The following is a 26,940-nucleotide window of genomic DNA, read 5'->3' as shown; positions in this document are numbered from 1 at the left end:
ATTCATGAAAAAACTTTACTTTCTAATTGCATTATTTCTTTCTCTTGTATTGCATTCGCAGGAACGTTATTTTCTAAATTCAGATACCAGACTTTATACTTCACCAAAAACAGGTTCTTTTCTGGGTTATTTTAAATACGGTGCCGAGGTTCGTTTATTATCCGAAAGTCAAAACGGCTGGTACAAAGTTCAGGCAGACAATTTTAATGAAGGCTATATTCAGGAAAAGTACGTTGCCACAAGATTAAATGCCAAAGATGTTAAAGTAAAAGATCCCGAAAACCCAATTCTGGAAGGCGGTGATGTGTATTATGGAGGCAATCATTTTTTTGTTCTCGCAGCCGGTTTAAAAGCCAGAGCACTTCCAGATAAAAATTCAAAAATTAAAGAAATCCTTTTTACAGGCGATCCCGTTCCGGTAAATTATGTTCCGGTAAATCCCGATGAATGGGTAAACATCAACGGTAATTTTAACGAAGAATATTCTCGATATACACTGCGTAAATTCCTTGGACTTCGTCCGGATTTTGACACCTTAATCAAGGATTTTGATAAACTCGATGCTACTGCCGCAGCAGAACGAAAAACACTAAGTGAAAGAATCGTTGAACTGGCATGGAACAGCGATTACTCTAAATTAGCTCCCGCTTATCAAAGATATTACGAAGTTGTAAAACAGATAAACGACCCTAAATTAATTGCCGATACTGAATTGAATATGGCTTTGGTAAAAGGATTATCAAAACATAAACTTCCGGAACAAATTGTTTCGTTTGCCCAAAAAGCCGAATACTCACTAAAAGGCACCAAAACAAAATCACTTTATCTTACCCAGAAAGATCTCGTAAAAGTATTTGGACAACCCGTTAAAAAAGAAAGTGTAGGAGATGAATGCGGTATATATTTAAGCGATCTTTTTTATTATTATCCGGATTTACAGGCATCTGTAGACGAAAAGAAAAATCAGGCAGAAATCGTTAAAGTTTTTATTAACGAAAATAACAAACTTATATTCAGTCAAAACGCTGTTTTAGACCACACTGTATCGGAAAAAGCGTTCATTGAAAAATACGGAACCTATATCGAAGCTTCGATAAAGTCGCCGCATAATTACACTATCATTTTGGAAGACAGTCAATTCAGAATCGAATTTAAAGACGGAAAGCTATTTTCTGTCGAAATATTCTTTTATTGCTGATTCCCAATTTGCAATTATTCAATACTTTTACATTATCAAAAAAAATTAAAATGTCAGTAGCAAAAAAAGATTATAAAAGAATCACAACAAAGTCATTAATTGAAATGAAAAGCAACGGAGAAAAAATCTCTATGCTTACGGCGTATGATTATACAATGGCTAAAATTGTTGATACCGCGGGAGTCGATGTACTTTTAGTGGGAGATTCGGCTTCAAATGTTATGGCGGGTCACGAAACGACTTTACCAATTACTTTAGATCAGATGATTTACCACGCTTCATCTGTTGTACGTGCTGTAGAAAGAGGTTTGGTTGTAGTTGATTTACCTTTTGGAAGTTACCAGTCAGACTCAAAAGAAGCACTTCGTTCTTCTATCAGAATCATGAAAGAAAGCGGTGCTCATGCCGTGAAACTTGAGGGCGGAAAAGAAATCAGAGAATCTATCAAAAAAATATTAAACGCAGGAATCCCGGTTATGGGACATTTGGGTTTAACTCCTCAGTCAATCTATAAATTTGGAACTTACAGCGTTCGTGCCAAAGAAGATGAAGAAGCTGAAAAACTAATGGAAGACGCTAAAATGCTTGAAAAAATTGGGTGTTTTGCGGTTGTTCTTGAAAAAATTCCGGCTGCATTAGCAGAAAAAGTGGCTAAAAGCATTTCGATTCCGGTTATCGGGATTGGTGCAGGAGGTGGTGTAGACGGACAGGTTTTGGTTATTCACGATATGCTGGGAATGAACAATGAGTTTAGTCCTCGTTTCCTTCGTCGTTACTTAAACCTTTACGAAGAAATGACAAAAGCAATCGGGCAATATGCGGCCGATGTTAAGTCGAGTGATTTCCCTAATGAGAAAGAGCAATATTAGGTCTGAGGTACTAAACAGCTAAGGTTCTAAGTTTTTTTTTTAGATACAAAGTAACAAAGACTTCAAAAAAATCAATTTTTAAAATTCAACTGCCTCCAGCTTTTGCTGGAGGTATTTTTTAAGACAATATCAAGGCTTTTGCCAAACTTCCTATCCAATAATCTAAAGATCTAACAAATCTAAGCCCGTCTAATATGAAAATTCTTTCCGATAAAAATAACCTCCAGATATTACATGAAGACAATCACATTATTGTGGTTAACAAACGTGTTGGCGATATTGTGCAGGGAGATAAAACGGGAGACAAACCTTTGTCTGATATTGTAAAGGAATATATTAAAGTGAAATACAATAAACCGGGAGATGTTTTTTTGGGCGTAATCCATCGTCTGGACAGACCTACAACCGGAATTGTTGTTTTTGCCAGAACCAGCAAAGCATTATCACGAATGAATGAACTGTTCAGCAATCGGGAAACTAAAAAAACCTATTGGGCAGTGGTAAAAAACAAACCAAAAGATGCTGCCGCCAAACTGGTTCATTATTTAAAAAGAAACGAAAAAAACAATACCTCAAAAGCACATTTAAAAGAAGTGCCGGACAGTAAACCGGCAAGTCTGGATTATAAAATAATCAAAGAACTTCAAAACTATACTGCTTTAGAAATCAACCTTCATACAGGGCGCCATCATCAGATTCGTGCTCAGTTGTCGGCTATTGGATCTCCCATAAAAGGGGATTTAAAATACGGCGCCGACAGAAGCAATCCCGACGGCGGTATCCATCTTCACGCCAGAAAATTAGTATTTGTACACCCCGTTTCGAAAGAAAACATCACGATAATCGCTCCGGTTCCGGATGAAACGATTTGGAATGCTGTATGATTTTATGGATAATTTGTAACGTTTTTTCCTTTTTATCGATTAACTTGCATATCCTAAAACAAGCTGATTCTAAAAATGGACTATAGAAACGACATTGGGTACAGAAAAGAAACGCTGAAAAAGTTATTGCATAACATTCAGAAAAGCGAAGATTTAATTGCCAAAGCTTTGTACGATGACTTTAAAAAACCGGAATTTGAAGCTGTTTTAACTGAAACCAATTATGTTATTTCAGATCTAAAAGATACTATTAAAAACATTCATAAATGGGCAAAACCAAAACGAGTTCTGCCTTCCCTGCTTAACTTTCCTTCTACAGATTATATTTATAAAGAACCTTACGGAGATGTTCTCGTGATTGCTCCCTGGAATTATCCGTTTCAACTGGCTTTATGTCCGCTTATTGCTGCCGTTGCTGCCGGAAACCGCGTGGTTGTAAAACCATCAGAACTTACTCCCAATACATCTTCTGTAATTGCTAAAATCATCGAAAAAACATTTCATGTAAAGCATGTTGAAGTGTGTGAAGGAGGCGTAGAAGTTTCGAACAAACTGCTGGCACAGCGCTGGGATTATATTTTCTTTACCGGAAGTGTTTCTGTTGGAAAAATTGTAGCAAAAGCAGCTGCCGAAAACCTGACTCCCGTTACTTTGGAATTAGGCGGAAAAAATCCGTGTGTGATTGACGAAACTGCTAATTTAAAACTGGCTGCCAAACGAATCGTCTGGGGAAAATTCATCAATGCAGGACAAACCTGTATTGCTCCTGATTATATTCTGATTCAGAAAAACATGAAAATCAATTTTATTTCTTTTCTAATTGAAGAAATCATAAAAGCATACGGCAAAAAAATAGACAAATCACCTGATTTCGCCCGGATAATCAATACCAAAAACTGGGTAAGACTCGATCAGATGATAGAAAAGCAGAAGGTGATTTTTGGCGGTGAAACCAATCATGACAAACTTTATATTTCGCCTACTTTAATCGAAGAACCAAGTCTGGACAGTGCTGTAATGAAAGAGGAAATCTTTGGTCCTGTTCTTCCCATACTGACTTATGAAACCGAAGCCGAAATTCATAACGTAATCAGTAAGTACGAAAAACCTCTCGCCTTTTACATCTTCAGCGAAAATAATTCATTTGCTCAAAAATTAATTGGAAAATACTCTTTTGGAGGCGGTGTTATAAACGATACAGTAGTCCATTTTTCCAACAAAAGACTGCCTTTTGGAGGGGTTGGACACAGCGGTATTGGTGCTTATCACGGTCAGATGAGTTTCGATACTTTCTCGCATCACAAAGCCATTGTAAAAAAAGCAAACTGGCTCGATTTACCCATGCGATATGCACCTTACAAAGATAAACTGGCATCAATTAAACGCATTTTGGACTGGATTTAAAATTGAGAAACAATTTCTTAATGTTTTAGAGATTTTTATTCGGAATTGATTAAAAACAGTATATTTACGTCCAACAACAGCAATACAGTAGTCTATAAAACAACTTTACATTCAAAATGAAATCTACACCTGACCAGATTGAAGACATCAAAAGAGATGGCTATTCGATAGACTTTTCGAATGTTTTTAATTTTGCTTTTGAAAATTACAAAAAAATTGCGCTTTACTCTGCGCTTATATTTGTCGTGTTTTCGTTTCTGGCTTTCATCGTCGTAATGGGATTAGCCACTGCATTTTTTGGTATAAAAAGTATTACTCAGGATTTATTTAATGTTTTAAACAATGAAAACCTGTCCTATCTCGACCAATTGATTACTACAGCAGCAATAGCATCGATATCAGCCCTGTTTTCACCACTTGGAGCCGGTTTTCTAAAAATGGCCGAATGTGCAGACCATAACAAAGAATTCAACTTTTCAACCATATTTTTCTATTACAAAGCCCCCTATTTTCTGCAGTTATTCCTGGTTACCTTTGTTTTAGCCGTAGCAAGCACCGGGATTTCTTATGTAATAGACAGCCTTGGAGTTCTGTACCTGGGCGGTGCTGTATCTTTAATGATTTCTTATTTTACATTTTTTACAATTCCCCTGATCATTTTCGGAAATTTAAACGCCATAGACGCCATTAAATCGAGTGTTGTACTTGTCAGTAAAAATCCATTAACCTTATTCGCATTATTTATAATTGGACTTATAGGCTCATTTTCAGGTTTATTTGTTTGTATTGTAGGTGTTCTTTTTACAGCCATCTTTAATACATCTGTAACGTATGCTGCTTATTTTTCAATTTTTAATGCAGAGGAAGATCAGGATTCAATTGATAAAATTGGGAACTCGGATTTTAAATAAATCTGAAAAATTCTGGTACAAAAAGAAATAATGAAATCTTTCCGGGATTTAAAAACCATTTACTAAACCGAAAACACAGGGATCTATGGTAGAAAACTATCGTTTTTTCATCTTTGAAGGTTCAGGAATTGCCAGTTTTGGCAATACCCTGAAATCAATCATGACAAACTGGTACGTTTTTAATCAGGATATTATTTTTTACAACAATCCCAAATTTATACTTCTCGGCATTTCGCTTCTTGCTCTTCTGGGACTGCTTGTTTATCAGTTTTTCAGAATTAAAGCCAGAATTGGAAACTTTATCGAAAAAAAGAAAGAAGCCGAAACAGTCAGCAAAGAATACCAGCTTTATATTTTATTCTTTGGTATTGCGGTTATTATCATCGAAATTATAAATGAAATTTTCAGGATAAGGCCAAAAAGTTTACTGGTTGTTAATGTTTCAATAGGCATTACTGTTTTAATATGCTATCTGATAACCGATAAGGTAAAATGGCTGAAAGATAAAATTCAGCCGATCTTTATTTTCTGTTTCTTTATTTATATCAGTTATGTGGGATACAACATTCTTCATCTTCCTAATGATGTCGTACCCATTATTGTTTTTTTAATTTCATTTTTCTTTTCATACAACATTTTAAAACCCATTAAAATTTACTGGTCTTTCGTAGGACTTGTATTTGTATTTCTGTTTTTAACAATCACACTTCATCTCATTCCTATAAAATCATCTATTTTATTAATGAACTTCTGCATATTGATTTTCATTATCAATCAGGTAAAATATGCTGTCTTATTAAACAACAGAGATAATTTTAGATTTGCCAGCGAAATAGTTCATAAAGGAAATTCACTTACCATTGCCACAGACAAAAAAGGCGAAATTTTGTTCTGCAGTGAAACCATTACCTCTATTTTAGGATATCAGCCCGAAGAAGTAATGGGACTACAATTTTGGAAACTAACAAAAGGAGACGAATTCAGTGAAAAAATATATCCGGTAAATCATGAAGAAAATAAAATTTATACCCGAAAATTAAAAAGCAAAAACGGTGAATACAAATACATTCAGTGGAAAGACAAAAAATTCTCTGATGATCTGATTATCAGCATCGGACAAGATGTAACGGAGCAGATTAACGTACAGGACCAGTACAAAAACTTAATTCAGACTGCGACCGATATTATTTTTGAAGTGGATGCCGAAGGACATTTTACCTTTATAAACGAATTTGCTTATTCCCTTTTGGGTTATGCCGAAGATGAAATCATCAACAAGCACTATTCGAATTTTATTCATGAAAAGTATTCTTTAAGCGCTGTTGATTTCTATGAAAACTTTGAAAACAACGGCAACAAGTTCCCAATTATCGAACTGCCGATTTTGAAGAAAAACGGACATGAATTATGGATTTCCCAAAAAATCATTATCCGCAAAAACGATTTGGGACAAACCATTGGATTTGCCGGTATTGCCAGGGACATAACCGAAACCAAAAACGCTGAGAATGAAAAGAAAAGACGTCTTGAAAAAATCGAAGCCTATAATAATTCGACTAAAAAATTATCGACTACAGATTTCAGCACCTATGCCGATTTAAATACTGTTATCGATTTTATCATCAAAGAAGCCTCAGGAGTAAGCAAAGCAAATCGTGTGAGCTTTTGGAAATATTACGATGATTTAATCAAATGCAAAAACCTTTACAGCATTGATAGTCAAAACCTGACCGATAAAAACATTTTAAACAAAGAAGCCTATCCAATTTATTTCGAAACATTAAAGAACAAAGCCATTATCAATGCTCCGGACGTTTTTAATAAATTAGAAACATCGGAGTTTGAAACCGTTTATTTTACAAAAAACCGCATAAAATCGATGCTGGATGTGCCAATATTTTTAAGCGGACAACTGGCCGGAGTGGTTTGTTTTGAAAGTACAGAAGAACAAAGGGAGTGGGATAATGAGGATATAAATTACGCCCGAACCATATCAGATGTGATTTCGCTAGCTACATCTTCGCAAATGCGTCTTGAGGCCGAAAAAAGACTCGAATTTAAAAGCCAGCTGCTTTCGGCACTTTCTCTTTGTACCGAAAAATTTCTTTTGAGCAAATCGACTCAGCAAATGTTTCAGGAAACTTACGATCTTATTGGAAAAGCTTCAAAGGCTGACCATATGTATTATTACGAAAAAGATTTTTCGACCAATACAGTCAGCCAGAAATACAAATGGTCCAGAAAAGGTGTAACGCATCAAATTACCCCGCTTCGTCATATGACAGAAGAGAATCTCAAGGAAATATTTAATGCTGCAAAAAACCGAAAAATCCTCAGCTCCTTCACCCGAAAACTAAAAGACACATATTTCAAACAATTATTAACTGCCAATGAAATAAAATCAATTCTGATTCTGCCATTGTATATCAACGATGTTTTTACCGGATTTATTGGTTTTGACGATTGCACGAGAGAACGAAAATGGTCTGAAGAAGAAATATATATATTTCAGATTTTGGCCAACAACATTTCATCTGCTCTGGAAAGAAACCGAAATGAAAATAAGATTATCGAAAGTGAGGAAAAATTCAAACTAATAGCCAACAACATTCCGGGAACAGTTTATTTATCAAAATTTGACGCTTTTTCGACCAAGATCTTTTTAAATGATGAAATCCAGAACCTTACAGGATATTCGAAGGCAGAATTTATAGAAAATAACTTATCGTTTCTGTCACTTATTCATCCTGATGACCGCGATGAAGTAATTAACAACCAAATCGACAATCTGCAAAACGGAATGCCGCTGCATAATATTTACCGCATCAAACGCAAAACAGGTGAATATATCTGGATAGAAGAATTTGGGGACGTAATTAAAAAAGGAGACGAAATCGAATTTGTCGGTGGTATTTATTTTGATATTACCAACAAAAAAGAAACCGAAGACGCAATAAAAGCCAAGCAATTAGCAGAAGCCGCCAATAAATCAAAATCAGATTTCCTGGCCAATATGTCACATGAAATCCGGACTCCCCTAAACGGTATTATTGGTTTCACGCATTTATTAATGAAAACTGAACTGGAGGAAATTCAGGAAAAATACATGACGACTATTAATCAGTCGGCACATTCCCTTCTGGAAATTATAAACGATATTCTGGATTTCTCTAAAATCGAAGCCGGAAAACTGGAGCTTTTCATTGATTTATATGATATTAAAAAAGTACTCGGACAAGTTTTCGATTTAATCATTTACGAATCCAACCAAAAAAACCTGCAGCTGGAATTAAATGTTGATCCAAATGTTCCAAAATATATCTGGACAGATATTGTACGAATCAAACAAATTTTGATTAACCTGCTTTCAAATGCAGTAAAATTTACCAGCGAAGGTTCTATAAAATTAAACGTTTCTGTCCTGTCCAAAAATAAAAACAACAATTGCACCATTCGGTTCTCTGTGATTGATACCGGAATTGGAATTCTGGAAAAAAATCAGCAGAAAATCTTTAAAGCATTTTCTCAGGCCGACAGTTCTACTACAAGAAAATTTGGCGGCACCGGTTTAGGATTAACCATCTCCAATCAGCTTCTCGCCTTAATGGAAAGCCGCTTACAGCTCGAAAGTAATATTGGCGAAGGAAGTAACTTTTTCTTTGATTTAAATCTAAAAACCAGCAATCAGAGTATCAATGAAAGATACAATACCGAATTCAATATTAACAATCTGGAATTTGATGACGATAGTGATAAAAACACAAATAAAAGTATTCGTTTTTTAATTGTAGAAGACAATAAAGTCAATATGCTTCTTTTAAAAACAATCGTTAAAAACCTGTATCACAATGCTTTTATTTACGAATGCGAAAACGGCTATGAAGCTGTCCAGCAATTTGAAGCCATAAATCCAACCTTGGTTTTTATGGATATCCAAATGCCTATTATGAACGGTTACGAAACTACAAAAGCCATTAGAAACACTATTTTAGGTAAAGACATCCCGATTATTGCCGTAACTGCCGGAGCCGAAAAAGAAGAAAGAAACAAATGCATATCTGCCGGAATGAACGACTATATTTCAAAACCTATCATGAAAGGTACTGTAGAGGAGACTCTGGTAAAATGGTTAAAATAAAATCAAATTATTGCTAAAAAATATATAAATTCGTACAAGAAAAACTTAACAAGCTTTAATACAAGTATTATGAAATGGCAAGGAAGAAGACAAAGTGATAATGTAGAAGACCGAAGAGGAGTTTCTGGCGGCAAAATAGCTGTAGGAGGCGGTATTATTGGTATCATTATTTTATTGCTCAATGTTTTTGGAGGAGAAAATGCACAGCTTATTACGCCTATTTTAGAACAAATGCAGGGCTCACAGCCTCAGACTGAAACAGCTGCACCTTTAAGCAAAGAAGACGAAGAAATGGGGAATTTTGTCAGAGTAGTTTTAGCTGATAACGAAGACATTTGGGGAAAAATATTTGCCGAACATGGAATGACATATAAACAGCCAAAATTGGTTCTTTTTAGAGGTTCTGTACAAACTGCCTGTGGCGGCGCATCGTCGGCATCGGGACCATTTTATTGTCCGGGAGATCAAAAGGTATATATGGATTTAGGTTTCTTTGAAGAGCTTAAAACTAAATTTGGTGCAAAAGGCGGCGACTTTGCCATTGCGTATGTTATAGCACACGAAATAGGACATCATGTTCAGACCTTATTAGGCACATCAGAAAAAATGCGTCGCGATCAGCAGGGAAAAAGTAAAGCAGCGGCAAACAAACTTTCTGTAGCCCTAGAGCTTCAGGCGGATTTTTACGCAGGAGTCTGGGCTCATTACAATCAGGAAAATTTAGATGCTGACGATATTGACGAAGCTCTTAGTGCAGCCAATGCTGTAGGAGATGACGCGATTCAAAGCAAAATGCAGGGACAGGTCGTTCCCGATTCTTTCACACACGGATCATCAGAACAAAGAATGTACTGGTTTAAAAAAGGATACAAAACCGGCGACATCAAAGAAGGAACTACATTTGAAGAAATCAGATAATACATTAAACCAAATATAATAACCACCAAAAAGCATGACGATTTAAGTCATGCTTTTTTTTATGCAATTTATTCAGAGGTTGTAAAAACAAATCCTTCGTAATTTAAACTTCCGGATTTAAGCTCATCTGAAAAAAATCAGATTCTGCGCCACATTAAAAGTATCTTATTTTTAAATTTAAACAAATTGTAAGAATAAAACCTAATTAAAACAATTTAAAAAGATTAAAATATAAGATTATTCTTTATTTTTTGAATTATTATTTCTAATTTTGCGTCCGAAATTTTAAAATCATTTAGGGGTTACTGATAAGTTGAAAGGTTCATTTATGTTAATTCTTTTTACCAAAAGATACTTCATAAGCCTGAAACTGTACAGTAAGATGAATTAGGAGATATGTTAGAAAAAAAACAAGATAATTTTAATAGAAATTATTCAATAGAATCAAACATCATTACTGCAAATACAAAACAAATTTCTGTTATTTCTGTAATGAAAGAAAGCTGGCTGCAGGCTTCTGCTTCGTTTGCAGAAGAAAGAAAAAGCTATCGGTTAAAACAACAATTAAAGAGTCTTTTTGGAGCTCTTACCAATCCGTACTTTACTTGTAAGTGGTATCAAATTTTAAAATCTCCTGACTTTTTATTTATAACAGCGTATCGCAGGAGAATTTATTTAAAACCCTACAGAGTCTATATGTCCATTAAATGGACAAAAAAGCAAAAAACAAAAGTTATTTGTGATACTTATAAATTTATTATGAGTAAAAACGAAACATTCAAAAAGGTAATCAGCAGCAATAAGGCAGCAACAATAGCTAATTTCAGGCTTAATGACGAAATACAAGCCTCTATTACTTTGGGCTATGACGAAAGATTCCGTAAAGAAGGTGAACTGGTTTTTTCTTTTTCAAGCGATCAGCTGGGAGGCAGGATTGTATCTGCCGCTTTCTCATTTGAAGAAATCTCCCCAAAACAATGGATTTGCAGAATTGGCTGTGTTCAGGGAAATAAAAACACCGAAAACGAATCCAAAACAGCACAAAAACTATTAAATGGGCTTCGTCCAAAATCACTCATCATTTTCGCTGTTCAGGAATTTTCCAGACAACTTGGATGTGTGAATATTTATGGCGCAGGAGATTCTATTCATGCCTATCGTCAAAAACATGCCATTCATCTTCCGTGGCGTCATACCATAAATTTCGATTATGATATTATTTGGAATGAATCAGGCGGACATCCAAATGATGACGGCTGGTTTGAACTTCCACTTAGTCCGGTGCGAAAATCAATGGAAGATCTCAAATCTCACAAACGGGCATTATATCGAAGAAGATATGTTCAAATGGATGAAATAGCTGCGCAAATCGAAGCTTCTGCAAAAAAATTATTGTAAAAAACAGTTCCAATAAAAAAATCCAAATCTCAAGTCAGTATACTTTGAGATTTGGATTTTTTTTTATTGGAATTTATCTAAAAACAAAAAAAGCCCTGAATTACTTCAGGGCTTTAAATCTGGGTGGCTGACCGGGTTCGAACCGGCGACCCGCGGCACCACAAACCGCTACTCTAACCAGCTGAGCTACAACCACCATTTTTTTGCTTAGCGAGTGCAAATATATAACAAAGGTTGAGTTCTACAAAGAAAAAAATGAAAAATTTTCATAAAAATTAAATCAAATTTCCTAAGCTATTGACTGCCAAACATCTTTCTACTGTAAAACCTTCGGCAAAATCTTTACCAACAAGTCTTCCTAAGTCCTGCGCACGATAATTTAAGCTTTCTAAAAAGTTTTTACTCGTAATTGGCGTTGCAGGTTCATCTGAATTTGGATCATAAAACTGAGTTTTATAAGCCAGGATCGCTTCTATTTTCTTTTCTTCAAATCCTGTAATATCTACTACAAAGTCAGGTTCTATATTTTTCCACTGAATATAATGATACACCACCTTTGGTCTCCACGCTTCCTGTTGTTCTCCATCTATAGAAGTTTCAATTTTCATCAACCCAGATAAAAAGCAGGCATCCGAAACCAGCTTACTTCCTTTCCCGTGATCAATATGACGATCATCTATCGCATTACACAATACAATCTCAGGCTTATATTTTCGAATCATCTTTATAACTTCCAGCTGATGTTTTTCATCATTTACAAAAAATCCGTCACGCATACGCAAGTTTTCACGTACTACAACCCCTAAAATGTCTGCTGCAGCTTTTGCCTCCTCATCACGAATTTCAGCCGAACCACGCGTTCCTAACTCGCCACGTGTCAAATCTACAATGCCTACTTTTTTTCCAAGGGAAACTTCTTTTAAAATTGTTCCGGCACAACCTAATTCTACATCGTCCGGATGCGCCCCAAAGGCTAATATATCTAATTTCATTGCTTTTTGTTTGTTTTGTTTTTTTGTTTCAGGTTTCAGGTTGTCCACAGAACGTGTAACTTGAAACTTGAAACTATTTTTTTAAAACTCTTTTCATCGTCATTGATTTATTGACGCTTTCCTCCCATTCTTTTTCCGGAATACTTTCTCTGGTAATTCCGCAGCCCATGTACAAAATCGCTTTTTCATCCTGAATCTGCATGCAGCGTAAATTTACAAATAAATCAGAACTGGCATGATCTCCGGCAAAAGTGCTGTTGAGCTCTCCAAGAAACCCAGTGTAGAAAGTCCTGTTGTAATTTTCGTTTTCTATAATAAAAACTTTTGCTTTTTTCTTTGGCAGACCGCACACTGCAGGCGTTGGATGCAAAGTATCTACTACTTCTTCTAAAGTTGAATTTTCGTTTAAAACTCCCGAAATATCCGTTTTGATATGCCAGATCGATCCAGCTTTTAAACTATAAGGTTCAGAAACCACAACCGAAGCCGCAAATTCCTTTAATCGTTTTACAATAAAATCGGTTACGTATTGCTGTTCGTCTTTTTCTTTTTGCTCCCAGACGATTTCTTTTTCCGGATTATCTTTTTGCGTTCCTGCCAAAGCCATGGTTTCAAAAACATTTCCGTTTGCTTTCAGCAGTTTTTCTGGTGTTGCTCCCATCCACAATCCAATTTTTGGGTGAAAGAAACAATAGCAGAAAGTCGCAGGATATAGCTGTACCAGGTGACGGAACGTTTCAATATAATCAAACGCAGCCAAAGGCACTTCTTCGCTTCTTGATAAAACTACTTTTTTGAATTCTTCATTTTTGATTGCCTGCACGCCTTGTGCTACCAGATATTCATATTGAAATTTAGCTTCCGGATCAAAACCAGAATCATCAATTTCAATTGGTTCAAATAAAGTACTTTCGTTTTGAGCAATCAGTATATCCGATTCGTTTTCGGGAATTAAAACAAGCTGTTTTCCATCAAAAGAAGCAAAAACAAATCCTTTTTCGCTGTAATCAGAAACGGTATGTAAAGTATTATTTTTTTGTAAAATCCCAACAAGTTCAGAAGTATTGGGTTTTGAATAAAGCACAAAAGGTAAATTTTGTTCTTTATGATTTTTAATTTTAGAGAAAAATGCATTCATAATTTACTCACTTTTCTTTCTCTCCAAAACCATATTCGTCAGTTTACAAAGCGAAACAAGATTACCTTCTTCATCGGTAATTTTGATCTCCCAAAGATGTAGACTTCTGCCTTTGTGAATAATTCTGGCTGTGCCAAAAACATAACCTTCACGAATACTTCTTAAGTGATTTGCCGAAATTTCAATACCACGTACCTCCTGCTCTTTCGGATTGATAAAAAAGAAAGAAGCGGCACTGCCCACACTCTCGGCCAAAGCAACCGAAGCTCCGCCGTGGAGTAATCCCATAGGCTGATGAACACTTGGATTTACGGGCATTTTTGCAGTTAAAAAATCTTCTCCGGCGTCGATATATTCTATTTTGAGCGTTTCCATTAATGTGTTTTTAGAAAACTCATTACAGCGCGCCAAAATCTGCTCTTTTGTATAATTCATTAAAATGGTCTTTAAAATCGTAAAATTAAAGAAAGATAATGAGACAAATTGAAAAATACTGTTCGAAAATTAAAATGCCGCTTCGAACATGTAAGTTTTTTGTTATTTTTACAAAAACTATCAAAATCAATCTTCGTCAAAAGTTTTTTTGACACAGATTACACAGATTAATTTTTTAGAATTAAAAAACATTTTAATCCTTTACTCTGCGGTAAAAAACTATTCAGATGCGTCAATATTTTACTTTATTTATTCTTGCAATAATTTTAATTTTCAGCTCCTGCCGAACTGATTTTGATACCGTTGCCAGTAACGGAAATTTAAAGTTTTCAAAAGACACTGTTTATCTGGATACTGTTTTTAAAAATATTGGTTCAAGTACATATCAGTTAAAAGTATACAACCGAAGCAAAGACGATATTTCGATTCCGGTTGTACAGCTTAAAAAAGGTTTAAACTCCAAATACCGCATGACGGTTGACGGAATGAACGGCAACAATGGGAAGATTTTTAATAATGTAACGCTTCTCGCAAAAGATAGTTTGTACATTTTTATAGAAACCACTGCCGATATTACCGACGCTGATCCAACTGATTTTTTATATACAGATGAAATCGAATTTGACAGCGGCGCGAATCTTCAAAAAGTGGCATTGGTAACGCTGATTCAGGATGCGGTTTTCTTATATCCAAAACAAAACCCTGATGGAACGAAAGAAAAAATCCAAATCGATGGTAAAGCCGTAGACGGATTTTATCTGGACGAAAATGACGCTGCAAACGGAAACGAACTTCTTTTTACAAACACCAAACCTTACGTAATTTATGGTTACGCAGGAGTTCCCGAAAACAAAACGGTAACTTTTGAAGCCGGTTCAAGAGTTCATTTTCACGCCAATTCAGGACTGTTTGTTGGTGATAAAGCGTCTCTTCAGATTAACGGCGCCGTTTCAACAACTGCTAAACTAGAAAACGAAGTTATTTTTGAAGGTGATCGTTTAGAATCGCTTTATTCGAATATTCCGGGACAATGGAAATCGGTTATTTTTGAAAAAGGAAGCACCGGTCATTCCATCAATCATCTGACTTTAAAAAATGCGGTTACAGGTTTAGAATTCAGAAGTCCGCTGAATACAATAGAAATTAAAAACACGCAGATTTACAATTGTGTCGAATACGGAATTTTGGCTCAAAACGCGCAGATTAATGGCGAAAACATTGCGATTAATTCTGCCGGAATTGCCAGTTTATCTTGTGTTTACGGCGGTAATTACACTTTTACACATTGTACTTTTAATAACAACTGGTCCAACAGTTCGCATTTTGCGGTTAATTTAAGCAATACTTTAGCCGGAGCATCTCCTGAAACCAATCCGTTGACAAATGCAGCATTCAACAACTGTATCATTTACGGCTCGAGTACAAACGAATTCAATTTGAGTAAGAATACAAATACAGCCTTTGTTTATCAGCTGAATAATTGTCTGTTAAAATTCGGTAACACAACAAATCCTGATTATCAGTTTAAAACCGATACGGAACATTACAATACTATCATATTAAATGAAAACCCGAAGTTTTACAATGTTTCCAAAAACCAGCTGAATATCGACAATACTTCTGCCGCTTTCGCGAAAGGAAATCAGGCATATATTATTCCAACAGATATTTTAGGAATTAACAGAACTTCTCCTCCGGATTTGGGCGCTTATCAGAGTAAAACCTTTCCTAAACCTTAGTTTTGCCGCGAAGGAACAAAGATTTCTTTTTGCACAAAGTAGAGACGCACTGCAGTGCGTCTCTACAGAATATTGGAACGGAAATCTAATCTTTTTTGCCTAGTTTCTAAGTCTCAAGTAAGAAAATACATTTAAAATTAAACATCACTTAACGCACCGCATTCATAAAAGTAATAGATTTGCTACAATACATTTTTTAACTTTATAAAATTCAATGATTTAAAAAAGTTAAAAAATCAATTTCGAACCAAATCTTAAAACTATTAATTTATGAAAAAAAATTACTTTTTATTTTTATTGATATTTGTTACAATTGGTTTCGCTCAGATACCATCTGGTTATTACAGCACAGCAACGGGAACCGGTTATACTTTAAAAACTCAATTGTATAATATTATTAAAGGTCATACCAATAACGGTTACGCCGGACTATACACTACCTACTTAACTTCTGACGTTGACAGTTTTTATGAAAACGACGGAACCATTTTGGATATGTATTCTGAAAATCCATCAGGAACAGATCCTTATAATTATACAACCGGAACTACTCAAAGATGCGGTAATTATTCTGCTGAAGGAGATTGTTATAACAGAGAACATATCATTCCACAGTCGGTTTTTAACGAGCAGTCGCCAATGGTTGCCGATGCTCATTTTATAACTCCAACCGATGGAAAAGTAAACGGTATGCGTTCGAACTATCCGCACGGAAATGTAAGTTCAGCTACTTATACTTCTCAAAACGGGAGCAGATTAGGGTCAAGTGCTGTCTCCGGATATTCAGGAACGGTTTTCGAACCCATAAATGCTTTTAAAGGCGATATTGCCCGCATGTATTTTTACTTTGCTACAAGATACGAAAACACAGTTTCCGGCTATTCGTTTCCTATGTTTGACGGATCAAGCAGCAAAGTTTTTACAACTGCTTTCTTAAATATGCTGCTGGCGTGGCATGCGCAAGATCCTGTAAGCCCGAGGGAAATTGTCAGAAACAATGCTATTTATGCCCGCCAGAACAACCGAAACCCGTTTATTGATCATCCGGAATATGTAAATCAAATCTGGGGCGGTACTTCTTCCGGAGATTCTCAGGCACCAACTGCACCAGCTAATTTGACTTTAACAGCCAAAACTTCAAATTCTGTCAGCATTTCATGGAACGCTTCAACAGATAACACAGCTGTTACAGGTTATGATATTTATGCAAATGGTGTTTTTAAAACAACCGTTTCGGGATTAGCGGCAACTATTACAGGCTTAACAGCTTCTACAACTTACAATATAAATGTGTATGCAAAAGATGCCGCTGGAAATACTTCTGCATCGAGCAATACCTTAAATGTTATCACAAACAGCGGCGGCACCGGAGGCACTGCAACCGACTTACTTTTCTCTGAGTATATCGAAGGCTCAGGAAACAATAAAGCGCTCGAAATTGCAAACAACACCGGAAGTTCTGTTAACTTATCGATTTACAGCATCAAAAAACAAACCAACGGAGCAGGCTCCTGGAGCACTGGTCTGGCACTAAGCGGCATACTGGCGGCAGGAAGTAAATTTGTAATTGTAAACAATTCTATTGCATCAGCTTGTTTTGCAAAAAGCAGCGCCAATATTTCAACTACTGCAACCGAATTAACTTTTAACGGAAATGACGCTGTAGGTTTATTTAAAAACGGTGTTTTAATTGACATCATTGGAACTTTCAATGGCGGAACGGCCAATTTTGCAGTAGATGTTACTTTAAGAAGAAAATCAACCGTGACTTCTCCAAGCACTACTTTTAATTTAAGCGCACAATGGGATTCATTTTCACAAGATACCTGCAATAATCTGGGAAGCAAAAAAGTACAGACTGCGGTAATCGAGGAAGAAGAGGTTATATCAGAATCAAATGAAATCGTAATTTACCCAAATCCTTCTGATGGAAACTTCAAAGTTGAATTTGGACATTCTGATATTCCATATTCAATTGAAATTTTCTCATTCTCGGGACAGAAAGTTTTTGAAAAACAAAATAATACTTCTTCAGAAGTTTCGATAGAAAATATTTTATCCGGAATCTACTTTATTAAAGTTACCAAAGAAGAAAAAACAACGTTTAAAAGGATAATTATTAATTAAAATCAGGTTTTCATCGACCAGAAAAGCGGCAATTTGCCGCTTTTTTTATTGTACGGAAAGAATTTTCTGCAGAAATTATTTTCTGCAGCTTTGCAGTTTTCGTAAATTTTGCAAATCTGTTATTGTGAAGTTCTTAAAAAATGCGCCGTTTTAATTTTGATATTTTTTCCTCTAAAAGTTTAATATAGCAGCACATATCACCTCTCATATTTTTAAGAAATCTTTGAAATGCTGAAAACCAAAACCTCCTGATTTTGCGTCTTTTTGGTAGAAAAAATGCAAGAAAAAAGCAATTTCATTTTTTTTGAAAAGAGATGGTTTTCAAATTTGCGCTTACTATTTATTTACATTAAATTTGCAGCTCAATACAACAAACTACACAAATGATCCATTTCTTTGAAAACCAAAGCAAAACTGTTTTTGCCGTACAAACGCAAAACGAAATTTCAGCTCAAGACATTTCAAAATTAAACTGGCTTTTTGCCGACGCAAATAAGATCGAAAAATCTGCATTGACAGGTTTTTTTGTTGGTCCACGTGCCACTATGATTACCCCTTGGAGTACAAATGCTGTAGAAATTACTCAGAACATGGGTATTTCAGGTATTATCAGAATTGAAGAATTTCATCCTGCAACGGAAGATTTCAATGATTTTGATCCCATGCTTTCTCAAAAATTCAACGAATTAGATCAGGAAATCTTCACTATCAACATTCAGCCGGAACCAATTTTGGAGATTGACGATATTGCCGCTTACAACAAAGTCGAAGGTTTAGCTTTAAGCGAAGAAGAAGTTGAGTACTTAAACAATCTTTCGACTAAACTAGGAAGAAAATTAACTGACTCTGAGATTTTTGCTTTCTCTCAGGCGAATTCAGAGCACTGCCGTCACAAAATTTTCAACGGAACTTTTGTAATCGATGGCGAAGAAAAAGAAACTTCTCTTTTCAAATTAATCAAAAAAACATCTCAGGAAAACCCTAACGATATTGTTTCTGCTTACAAAGACAACGTTGCTTTTGTAAAAGGACCAAAAGTGCAGCAATTTGCACCAAAATCTGCTGATAAACCTGATTTTTACGAAATAAAAGAATTTGATTCGGTTATCTCTTTAAAAGCCGAAACACACAACTTCCCAACAACTGTTGAACCTTTCAACGGTGCAGCAACAGGATCCGGAGGAGAAATCCGTGACCGTTTAGCCGGAGGGCAAGGTTCGCTTCCTTTAGCCGGAACTGCTGTTTACATGACTTCTTACTCTCGCTTAAAAGAAGATCGTAAATGGGAAAATGCAGTCGAAGAAAGAAAATGGTTGTACCAGACTCCAATGGACATTTTGATCAAAGCTTCAAACGGAGCTTCTGATTTTGGAAACAAATTTGGTCAGCCGCTTATTACTGGTTCTGTTTTAACTTTTGAACACGAAGAAGAAAACAGAAAAATTGGTTACGATAAAGTAATCATGCAAGCGGGTGGAATTGGTTACGGAAAAGTAGATCAGTCTATTAAAAACAAACCAAAAGAAGGCGACAAAATCGTTATTCTTGGTGGAGAAAATTATAGAATCGGAATGGGTGGTGCTGCGGTTTCTTCTGCAGATACTGGAGCTTTCGGTTCAGGAATTGAGTTGAATGCCATTCAGCGTTCAAACCCGGAAATGCAAAAACGTGCTGCAAACGCAATTCGTGGTTTAGTAGAAAGCGACAATAACCCTATTGTTTCGATTCACGATCACGGTGCGGGCGGACACTTAAACTGTCTTTCTGAATTAGTAGAAGAAACGGGAGGTTTGATCGATTTAGACAAATTACCTGTTGGAGACCCTACTCTTTCTGCAAAAGAAATTATTGGTAACGAATCTCAGGAAAGAATGGGATTGGTTATTGGTCAAAAAGATATCGATACATTGCAAAGAATCGCTGACAGAGAGCGTTCTCCAATGTACGAGGTTGGAGATGTAACTGGAGATCACCGTTTTACTTTCGAATCAAAATCTAATGGTTCTAAACCAATGGATTATGCTTTGGAAGATTTCTTTGGAAGTTCTCCAAAAACCATCATGACAGACAAAAAAGTAGACCGTAAATATGCTGATGTTGGGTACAACTCAGGAGATTTTGAAAGCTACTTAAAAGATGTTTTACGTTTAGAGGCTGTTGCTTCGAAAGACTGGTTGACAAACAAAGTTGACCGTTGCGTTGGAGGAAGAGTTGCGAAACAGCAAAATGCAGGTCCGTTACAATTGCCATTGAACAACGTTGGTGTAATGGCTTTAGATTATTTAGGAAAAGAAGGAATCGCAACTTCTATCGGGCACGCTCCTATTGCCGCTTTGATTGATCCTGTTGCAGGTTCTAGAAATGCTATTGCAGAATCGTTATCTAACATAATCTGGGCTCCAATTAAAGATCAGTTAAAAGGAGTTTCATTATCTGCAAACTGGATGTGGGCTTGTAAAAACGAAGGTGAAGACGCTCGTTTGTACGCTGCTGTTGAAGGATGTTCTGAATTTGCAATCGAATTGGGAATCAATATTCCAACAGGAAAAGATTCACTTTCAATGAAACAAAAATATCCAAATGACGAAGTAATTGCACCGGGAACGGTTATTATTTCTGCTGCTGGAAACTGTACCGATATTAGAAAGGTTGTTGAACCTGTTTTACAGAAAAACGGAGAATCAATCTATTATATCAATTTGTCTCAAGATGATTTCAAATTAGGAGGTTCGTCTTTTGCACAAATCAGAAATACAATCGGAAACGAAACTTCTACCATTAAAGATTCGGCTTTCTTCAAAAATGCATTTAACACAGTTCAGGAATTAATCGGCGAAAGCCAGATCTTAGCCGGACACGATATTGGAAGCGGTGGTTTGATCACTACTTTACTAGAAATGTGTTTTGCTGATGTAAACCTTGGAGCTAAAATTGATTTCAGTGCTTTCGCAGAAAAAGACTTGTTGAAAATCCTTTTCGCAGAAAACATCGGAATCGTATTCCAGGCAAAATCAGATGCAGCTGTTGAAGCTAAATTAAAATCAAACAATATTGAGTTTTTCAAATTAGGAAAAGCGACAACTACTGAGACTTTAGACCTTGGACTTTGGACTTTAGACATAAAAGCTTACCGTGATGTTTGGTTTGAAACTTCGTATTTATTAGATCAAAAACAATCTAAAAACGGAAGAGCTCAGGCACGTTTCGAAAACTATAAAAATCAGGTTTTAAATTATACTTTCCCTGCACATTTTACAGGAAAGAAACCAGAAATTGATAACTCAAAACCAAGACCAAAAGCAGCAATTATCCGCGAAAAAGGAAGTAATTCTGAGCGTGAAATGGCAAACGCGATGTACTTGGCAGGTTTTGACGTAAAAGACGTTCACATGACCGATTTGATTTCCGGTCGTGAAACGCTTGAAGATATTCAGTTCATTGGAGCTGTTGGTGGATTCTCTAATTCTGACGTTTTAGGTTCTGCTAAAGGCTGGGCCGGAGCTTTCTTATACAACGAAAAAGCAAAAACGGCTTTAGACAATTTCTTCAAAAGAGAAGATACTTTATCTGTTGGAATTTGTAACGGATGCCAGTTGTTTATGGAATTAGAAGTAATTAATCCGGAACATGAAGTTCACGGAAAAATGCTTCATAACGAAAGCCAGAAACACGAAAGTATCTTTACATCTGTAAAAGTTCAGGAAAACAATTCGGTTATGTTATCTACTTTGGCAGGAAGCACTTTAGGAGTTTGGGTTTCTCACGGAGAAGGTAAATTCAAATTACCATATGCAGAAGACCAATACAACATTGTTTCTAAATATGCTTACGAAGGATATCCGGCAAACCCTAATGGTTCTGATTACAACACGGCAATGATGTGTGACAAAACCGGAAGACATTTGGTTATGATGCCTCATATTGAGCGTTCGACTTTTCAATGGAACTGGGCGCATTATCCAAAAGACAGAAACGACGAAGTTTCTCCTTGGCATGAAGCGTTTGTGAATGCAAGAAAATGGATTGAGAAAAACTAGATTTTAGTTTTCATAAAAATAAAAATGCCTCGATGCTATCCTTAGCCGAGGCATTTTTCATTACTCAAAAAAAGAAATAACACCTGTTATAATACTGGCGGAAGCAAAAGCAACCAGTCCTGATACGACTGCTGCTTCACCAGCGAAAAGCTCGTGTTCAGCAAATCGTCCATACAACAAAGTTCCTCCTGCTAACCCTGCAATTGCCCCCATACCAATCGCGCCAATATGCCGTCCTGATTCCGGTTTGGACTGTTGTGATGCTACTTCAAAGAAACGTCTCCAGCCATTCGGATATAATGTGCCGCAAATTCCCATTACGGTATAAAATAGTATTCCCATACAGTTAAGCTTTTCTATTTGCTTAGGTTTTTAACTGATTCCAAAACTAAAATAGATTACGTTGCCGCGGGTTATGAAATTTCCTGTTTTTTAAAGGGGAAAAACACCCTTTTTTTATCATGAAAATGTTTTTATATTTTACGTAAAAGTTAAATATCAGAGAAAAATAACGTGATTTAAACAACAGCGAATGATTTTTTTTACAAAAAAATAAAAATCAGGAAAGAATTCATTTCTGTTAATTTCAGATTCCGTTTTCTATTAAAATTTAACCTATATTAGCGAAAAAATCAGCCGCTGATTTTTTGCTGAACGCCCAAAAACACTTAAACCTACATTGAAATGAAATCGGTACAATTACTATTTATTGCCTTATTTTTTATTGCTTCAAAATCACATTCTCAGGTTCATGTTGATCAAATCAAACACAATTCAAAAGACCGTTATATTACTACTACTATAGGATATCCTGTTCAGGGAACTTATGCTCCAACGGGCATGAAACAGCCTCTTACGGTTTTAAATCCGGATGGTACTGGTTATATTCAGGCAGAGGATTTAAGCAAACAAAAGATTAACTGGGGAATTGAATGCAGTGAAGAAGGTGTTCCTGTTTTTAAAGAAGGTTTCAACAGTGCTTCGTATACTTTTTGGTACAGACCTACTGATGGCAATGAATGGTACTACTCACAATTCTCTATACATTTTACAAAGAAAAAAATGTTTTTAATGGGCGAAAGAGTAAAAGAATACGTCGATTTTAACGTACAATAGTCCTTACAATCCTGTTTCAAATTAAATATTTCTTGATTTTTTAAAAGAATCCCTATAAAAAAGAAAACGTTTTCGTTGATTTTTAATAGTACCTGTAATTTTTCCCATAAAATCTCACAAAAATAAAAATGGTACTTAATTTTTATTTAATTTGCAGTAAAATTCAATATATTAAACATGGTTTCAATCACACGACTTTTTGATTTTCCCTATTATCAACAAGAAACTTATGACCTTCCGGTTGCCCTTGCAACCAAAAAAAATGGGGTTTGGGAAAAAACATCCAGCCGGGAATATATTGCAAAAGCTAATGCCGTTTCGAGAGCATTATTGCGCATGGGGGTTCAAAAAGATGATAAAATTGCCGTAATAACTTCAAACAATCGCACCGAGTGGAATATCATGGATATTGGTATTCAGCAGACTGGTGCACAAAATGTTCCTATTTATCCAACTATTTCAGAGGAGGATTATGAATATATATTAAATCATAGTGAAAGTATTTACTGTTTTGTTTCTGATGTAGAAGTACTTGAAAAAGTAAATCTTATTAAGGCTAACGTGCCATCGTTGAAAGAGGTTTATTCTTTTAATGAAATTGAAGGCTGTAAGCACTGGTCAGAACTTTTAACTTTAGGAGAAGATACAAGTAATCAGAACGAAGTTGAAGCTCGAAAAAACAGCATAAAAACGGAGGATTTAGCCACTATTATTTATACATCCGGAACTACGGGAAAACCAAAAGGTGTTATGCTTTCGCATAAAAATATTGTTTCGAATGTTTTAGACAGTGCTCCCAGAATTCCGTTTGCCCCGGGTAATAGTACAGCTTTGAGCTTTTTGCCTATCTGTCATATTTTTGAAAGACTAATACTTTACATTTACCAATATTATGGCGTTTCAGTTTATTTTGGAGAATCTATTGATAAAATCAGTGATAATTTAAAAGAGGTACGCCCAACAGTAATTACAGCTGTACCAAGACTTTTAGAAAAAGTTTACGATAAAATTTATGCAAAAGGAGCCGAACTTACCGGTATCAAGAAAAAACTGTTTTTCTGGGCTATCGATTTAGGTCTTCGTTATGAACCTTACGGAGCAAATGGCTTCTGGTATGAATTTCAGTTAAAAATTGCCCGCAAACTTATTTTCAGTAAATGGAAAGAAGGTTTGGGAGGACGTTTGGATTTAATGGTTTCAGGAAGCGCCGCTTTACAGCCTCGTTTAACGAGAGTTTTTGCTGCTGCCGAAATTCCGGTTATGGAAGGTTACGGTTTATCTGAAACTTCTCCGGTAATTGCCGTTAACGACCAAAGAAACAGAGGTTTTAAAATTGGAACCGTTGGAAAACCACTTCGTAATCTTGAAGTTAAAATTGCCGAAGACGGTGAAATTTTACTTAAAGGTCCAAATGTAATGTTAGGATATTATAAAGATCCTGAAAAAACAGCCGAAGCTTTACAGGGCGGTTATTTCCACACCGGAGATATTGGAGAAATTGACAGCGAAGGTTTCTTAAAAATCACTGACCGTAAAAAAGAAATGTTCAAAACTTCGGGCGGTAAATATGTGGCACCTCAGCTTATTGAAAATGCCATGAAACAATCCCGTTTTATAGAACAGGTTATGGTTATTGGCGAAGGCGAAAAAATGCCGGCTGCTTTTATTCAGCCTAATTTTGAATTTGTAAAAGAATGGGCTAAAATCCATAAAATTACTTTAGGAGATTCTAATGCAGATATCGCTTCAAATCCGGATGTAATAAAACGTATTGACGAAGAGGTGGAAAAAGTAAACGAAAAATTTGGTAACTGGGAAAAGGTAAAACGTTTTGAACTTACTCCTGATGTCTGGTCTATCGACGGAGGACAGCTAACTCCTACCCTGAAATTAAAACGAAAAGTCATCAGAGAAATCTACAAAGATCTTTACGCAAAAATTTACGATCATAATTAAAAATCAAAATAATTAACCAAAGAAAATGCTGTCTTTTTAGACAGCATTTTTTATTATAATCGTAAGCCGGATTATTTATTCACCAAAGAAATATGTAAATGAAAGACTGAAATAATCCTGTTTTGCTTTTGTTTCGTAAACTGAATTATGGAAAGGCGCGTTTCTAAAAGGATCAGATAAACCTTTGTTATATCGTAAATTACAGACTACACTGGCATATTCTGCACTTATACCAAAAGGAATATAAGTATTGATGGATATCGATTCATTTTCCTGATCAAATTTCAGGTATTTAACCGGCATGTAAAGAGGATCAAGAATATAGTCTTCCTTACTGCTGTCTGATGGAACGTACTGCTGGAAAAAACTAATTGTAATACCTGCGTTTACACCAAATTTGAGGGTTTCATTCTTAAGATTCAGAAAATTATAATTAAAAATGATCGGCAGATCTAAATTTTCGAGTTTAAATTTTAATTCTTCCGGTTCTGCATCCATGTCGGCTTTTCCTATAAAAACCATTCTGTGGTGCACATAATTTAAACCCATCGATAACTCCAGATTATCTGTAATTTCAGCAGTACTTACTATTCCAACCATATAACCCGGCTGCGATTTTGTAAAAAGCACATTCGAATCTAAAACGTAATTAGTATATCCGGCTGTTAAACCAAACCTTCCTTCGAACAGCTGGCTGTAAATATTGGAATGCACAAGAAGAAAAAACAAGAGCAGGAAACTAATTTTTGATGATCTCATAAAGGGGAAAAACTCGGGGATTATTATTAAAAATTATAGGACAAATATATTGTTAAATTATATACATTTGGCAAAAAATATTTTAGATGAAAAAAGTTTTTCTGTTGTTTTTACTGGTCGTTTTAAACGGATGCGAAATTGAAAATATAAACTATTCAGTACCAATTATTTTCAGTTATGAACCTGAAAATGTACAAACCACATCAGCAAGTCTGGGAGGCGAAATTGCCAGCGAAGGCGGTAAAAAAATCAGCGAATTTGGTATTGTCTGGTCTAAATCTGCAAATCCTACGGTAAACGACAATAAAATTGCAGAAGGAACAGGAAGAGGTGAAACTTTTAAGACCTATAACATATTCGAACCTGCTACAACGTACTATTATAGATTTTATGCTGTCAACGAAATCGGTGCGGGATATGGCAAAGAATATTCGTTTACAACAGGCGAAAAAGCGCCTTGCAATCCAACGACTGATAATCAGATAAGTTTAAGCCGATCGTTACCAACAATAAGCATTAACGATGTTGAAATAAGCAATCCGGGCTGGGGATTTAATGAGGGAAATATCGAGTTTAAAACATCGGCATCTTACTCGACTGTCCGAATAATAGTTCAGTTTAACGAGTACAATCAGAATCCGCCGTTAACGGGCACGTATACCGTAGTTTCGGGAGATTTCGGAAACAATAAAAATTTATCGACCGGTGAAGCAAAACTTTCTATAGAAAATTACGGAGGTTATCCGGGAGGAGCTGTAGCCGCGACAGGAACTAAATTTTATGTAAAAAATGAAAACAATGTGGTCTCTATCATTTTCTGCGATACTCCGGTTGGAGAAAATTATATGCTGAATGGTAAATTTTCACATTCATTCAAATAAGCATTTCTATTCAAATATAAAAGGCTGTCTCGTAAAAGAC

The 26,940-nt window shown here is 35.7% G+C and carries 19 protein-coding genes and 1 tRNA gene; 14 read left to right on the top strand and 6 right to left on the bottom strand.

Features of this window, described 5'->3' with window-relative positions; all coding sequences use genetic code 11:
- The first annotated feature begins 4 nt into the window (after positions 1 to 4).
- The 8 genes from OZP11_RS21545 (at position 5) to OZP11_RS21510 (ending at position 11,720) form a co-directional block, all read left to right on the top strand.
- On the top strand, positions 5 to 1,198 hold the full coding sequence (locus tag OZP11_RS21545) for an SH3 domain-containing protein (RefSeq protein ID WP_281232547.1): 1,194 nt from the start codon (positions 5 to 7) through the stop codon (positions 1,196 to 1,198).
- 50 nt (positions 1,199 to 1,248) lie between these two features.
- On the top strand, positions 1,249 to 2,067 hold the full coding sequence (gene panB / locus OZP11_RS21540) for a 3-methyl-2-oxobutanoate hydroxymethyltransferase (protein WP_281232546.1): 819 nt from the start codon (positions 1,249 to 1,251) through the stop codon (positions 2,065 to 2,067).
- Between the two features lie 194 nt (positions 2,068 to 2,261).
- Positions 2,262 to 2,951, top strand: a complete 690-nt coding sequence (locus OZP11_RS21535; RefSeq protein WP_281232545.1) for an RluA family pseudouridine synthase — start codon at positions 2,262 to 2,264, stop codon at positions 2,949 to 2,951.
- A 75-nt stretch (positions 2,952 to 3,026) separates the two neighbouring features.
- Positions 3,027 to 4,355 (top strand): aldehyde dehydrogenase, encoded by a 1,329-nt coding sequence (locus OZP11_RS21530; RefSeq protein WP_281232544.1) that lies wholly within the window; start codon positions 3,027 to 3,029, stop codon positions 4,353 to 4,355.
- Positions 4,356 to 4,471: 116 nt separating this feature from the next.
- On the top strand, positions 4,472 to 5,266 hold the full coding sequence (locus OZP11_RS21525) for a DUF2189 domain-containing protein (RefSeq protein ID WP_281232543.1): 795 nt from the start codon (positions 4,472 to 4,474) through the stop codon (positions 5,264 to 5,266).
- Between the two features lie 85 nt (positions 5,267 to 5,351).
- Entirely contained in the window at positions 5,352 to 9,404 is a 4,053-nt protein-coding gene (locus OZP11_RS21520) for a PAS domain S-box protein (RefSeq protein ID WP_281232542.1), read from the top strand.
- Positions 9,405 to 9,473: 69 nt separating this feature from the next.
- A complete protein-coding gene (gene ypfJ, locus OZP11_RS21515) occupies positions 9,474 to 10,322 on the top strand; it encodes a KPN_02809 family neutral zinc metallopeptidase (protein ID WP_281232541.1) in 849 nt (282 codons plus the stop codon).
- A 396-nt stretch (positions 10,323 to 10,718) separates the two neighbouring features.
- Positions 10,719 to 11,720: a DUF535 family protein gene (locus tag OZP11_RS21510; RefSeq protein WP_281232540.1), complete on the top strand. Its 1,002-nt coding sequence runs from the start codon at positions 10,719 to 10,721 to the stop codon at positions 11,718 to 11,720.
- A gap of 122 nt (positions 11,721 to 11,842) precedes the next feature.
- On the opposite strand, the gene OZP11_RS21505 is transcribed toward OZP11_RS21510, so the two are convergent.
- The 4 genes from OZP11_RS21505 to OZP11_RS21490 form a co-directional block, all read right to left on the bottom strand.
- Positions 11,843 to 11,916, bottom strand: a tRNA-His gene (locus tag OZP11_RS21505).
- A gap of 79 nt (positions 11,917 to 11,995) precedes the next feature.
- Positions 11,996 to 12,712, bottom strand: a complete 717-nt coding sequence (bshB1, locus tag OZP11_RS21500) for a bacillithiol biosynthesis deacetylase BshB1 (protein WP_281232539.1) — start codon at positions 12,710 to 12,712, stop codon at positions 11,996 to 11,998.
- Positions 12,713 to 12,785: 73 nt separating this feature from the next.
- Positions 12,786 to 13,850: a chorismate-binding protein gene (locus OZP11_RS21495; RefSeq protein WP_281232538.1), complete on the bottom strand. Its 1,065-nt coding sequence runs from the start codon at positions 13,848 to 13,850 to the stop codon at positions 12,786 to 12,788.
- A gap of 3 nt (positions 13,851 to 13,853) precedes the next feature.
- Positions 13,854 to 14,285 carry a PaaI family thioesterase gene (locus tag OZP11_RS21490; protein WP_281232537.1) on the bottom strand — a complete coding sequence of 144 codons (432 nt, stop codon included), beginning with the start codon at positions 14,283 to 14,285 and terminating at the stop codon, positions 13,854 to 13,856.
- Between the two features lie 227 nt (positions 14,286 to 14,512).
- Here OZP11_RS21490 and OZP11_RS21485 point away from each other — a divergent pair, with 227 nt between their 5' ends.
- From OZP11_RS21485 to purL, 3 genes are all read left to right on the top strand, one after another.
- Positions 14,513 to 16,024: a hypothetical protein gene (locus OZP11_RS21485; RefSeq protein ID WP_281232536.1), complete on the top strand. Its 1,512-nt coding sequence runs from the start codon at positions 14,513 to 14,515 to the stop codon at positions 16,022 to 16,024.
- Positions 16,025 to 16,294: 270 nt separating this feature from the next.
- Positions 16,295 to 18,151: an endonuclease gene (locus tag OZP11_RS21480; protein ID WP_281232535.1), complete on the top strand. Its 1,857-nt coding sequence runs from the start codon at positions 16,295 to 16,297 to the stop codon at positions 18,149 to 18,151.
- Between the two features lie 383 nt (positions 18,152 to 18,534).
- Positions 18,535 to 22,188, top strand: coding sequence for a phosphoribosylformylglycinamidine synthase (purL, locus tag OZP11_RS21475; RefSeq protein WP_281232534.1), 3,654 nt, complete (start codon positions 18,535 to 18,537; stop codon positions 22,186 to 22,188).
- A 60-nt stretch (positions 22,189 to 22,248) separates the two neighbouring features.
- On the opposite strand, the gene OZP11_RS21470 is transcribed toward purL, so the two are convergent.
- Entirely contained in the window at positions 22,249 to 22,530 is a 282-nt protein-coding gene (locus tag OZP11_RS21470) for a hypothetical protein (protein ID WP_281232533.1), read from the bottom strand.
- 342 nt (positions 22,531 to 22,872) lie between these two features.
- On the opposite strand from OZP11_RS21470, the gene OZP11_RS21465 reads away from it, so the two are divergent.
- Entirely contained in the window at positions 22,873 to 23,304 is a 432-nt protein-coding gene (locus OZP11_RS21465; protein ID WP_281232532.1) for a hypothetical protein, read from the top strand.
- A 177-nt stretch (positions 23,305 to 23,481) separates the two neighbouring features.
- Positions 23,482 to 25,260: an AMP-dependent synthetase/ligase gene (locus tag OZP11_RS21460; protein ID WP_281232531.1), complete on the top strand. Its 1,779-nt coding sequence runs from the start codon at positions 23,482 to 23,484 to the stop codon at positions 25,258 to 25,260.
- 75 nt (positions 25,261 to 25,335) lie between these two features.
- Here the strand turns inward: OZP11_RS21460 and OZP11_RS21455 are convergent, their stop codons facing one another.
- Positions 25,336 to 26,019, bottom strand: a complete 684-nt coding sequence (locus OZP11_RS21455) for an outer membrane beta-barrel protein (protein ID WP_281232530.1) — start codon at positions 26,017 to 26,019, stop codon at positions 25,336 to 25,338.
- A gap of 86 nt (positions 26,020 to 26,105) precedes the next feature.
- On the opposite strand from OZP11_RS21455, the gene OZP11_RS21450 reads away from it, so the two are divergent.
- Entirely contained in the window at positions 26,106 to 26,900 is a 795-nt protein-coding gene (locus OZP11_RS21450) for a hypothetical protein (RefSeq protein ID WP_281232529.1), read from the top strand.
- The last annotated feature ends 40 nt before the right edge of the window (positions 26,901 to 26,940 follow it).

Origin of the sequence: Flavobacterium gelatinilyticum (assembly GCF_027111295.1) — a bacterium.
Taxonomy (GTDB): Bacteria; Bacteroidota; Bacteroidia; order Flavobacteriales; family Flavobacteriaceae; genus Flavobacterium; species Flavobacterium gelatinilyticum.
This window is presented reverse-complemented; position numbering and strand designations above follow the sequence as displayed.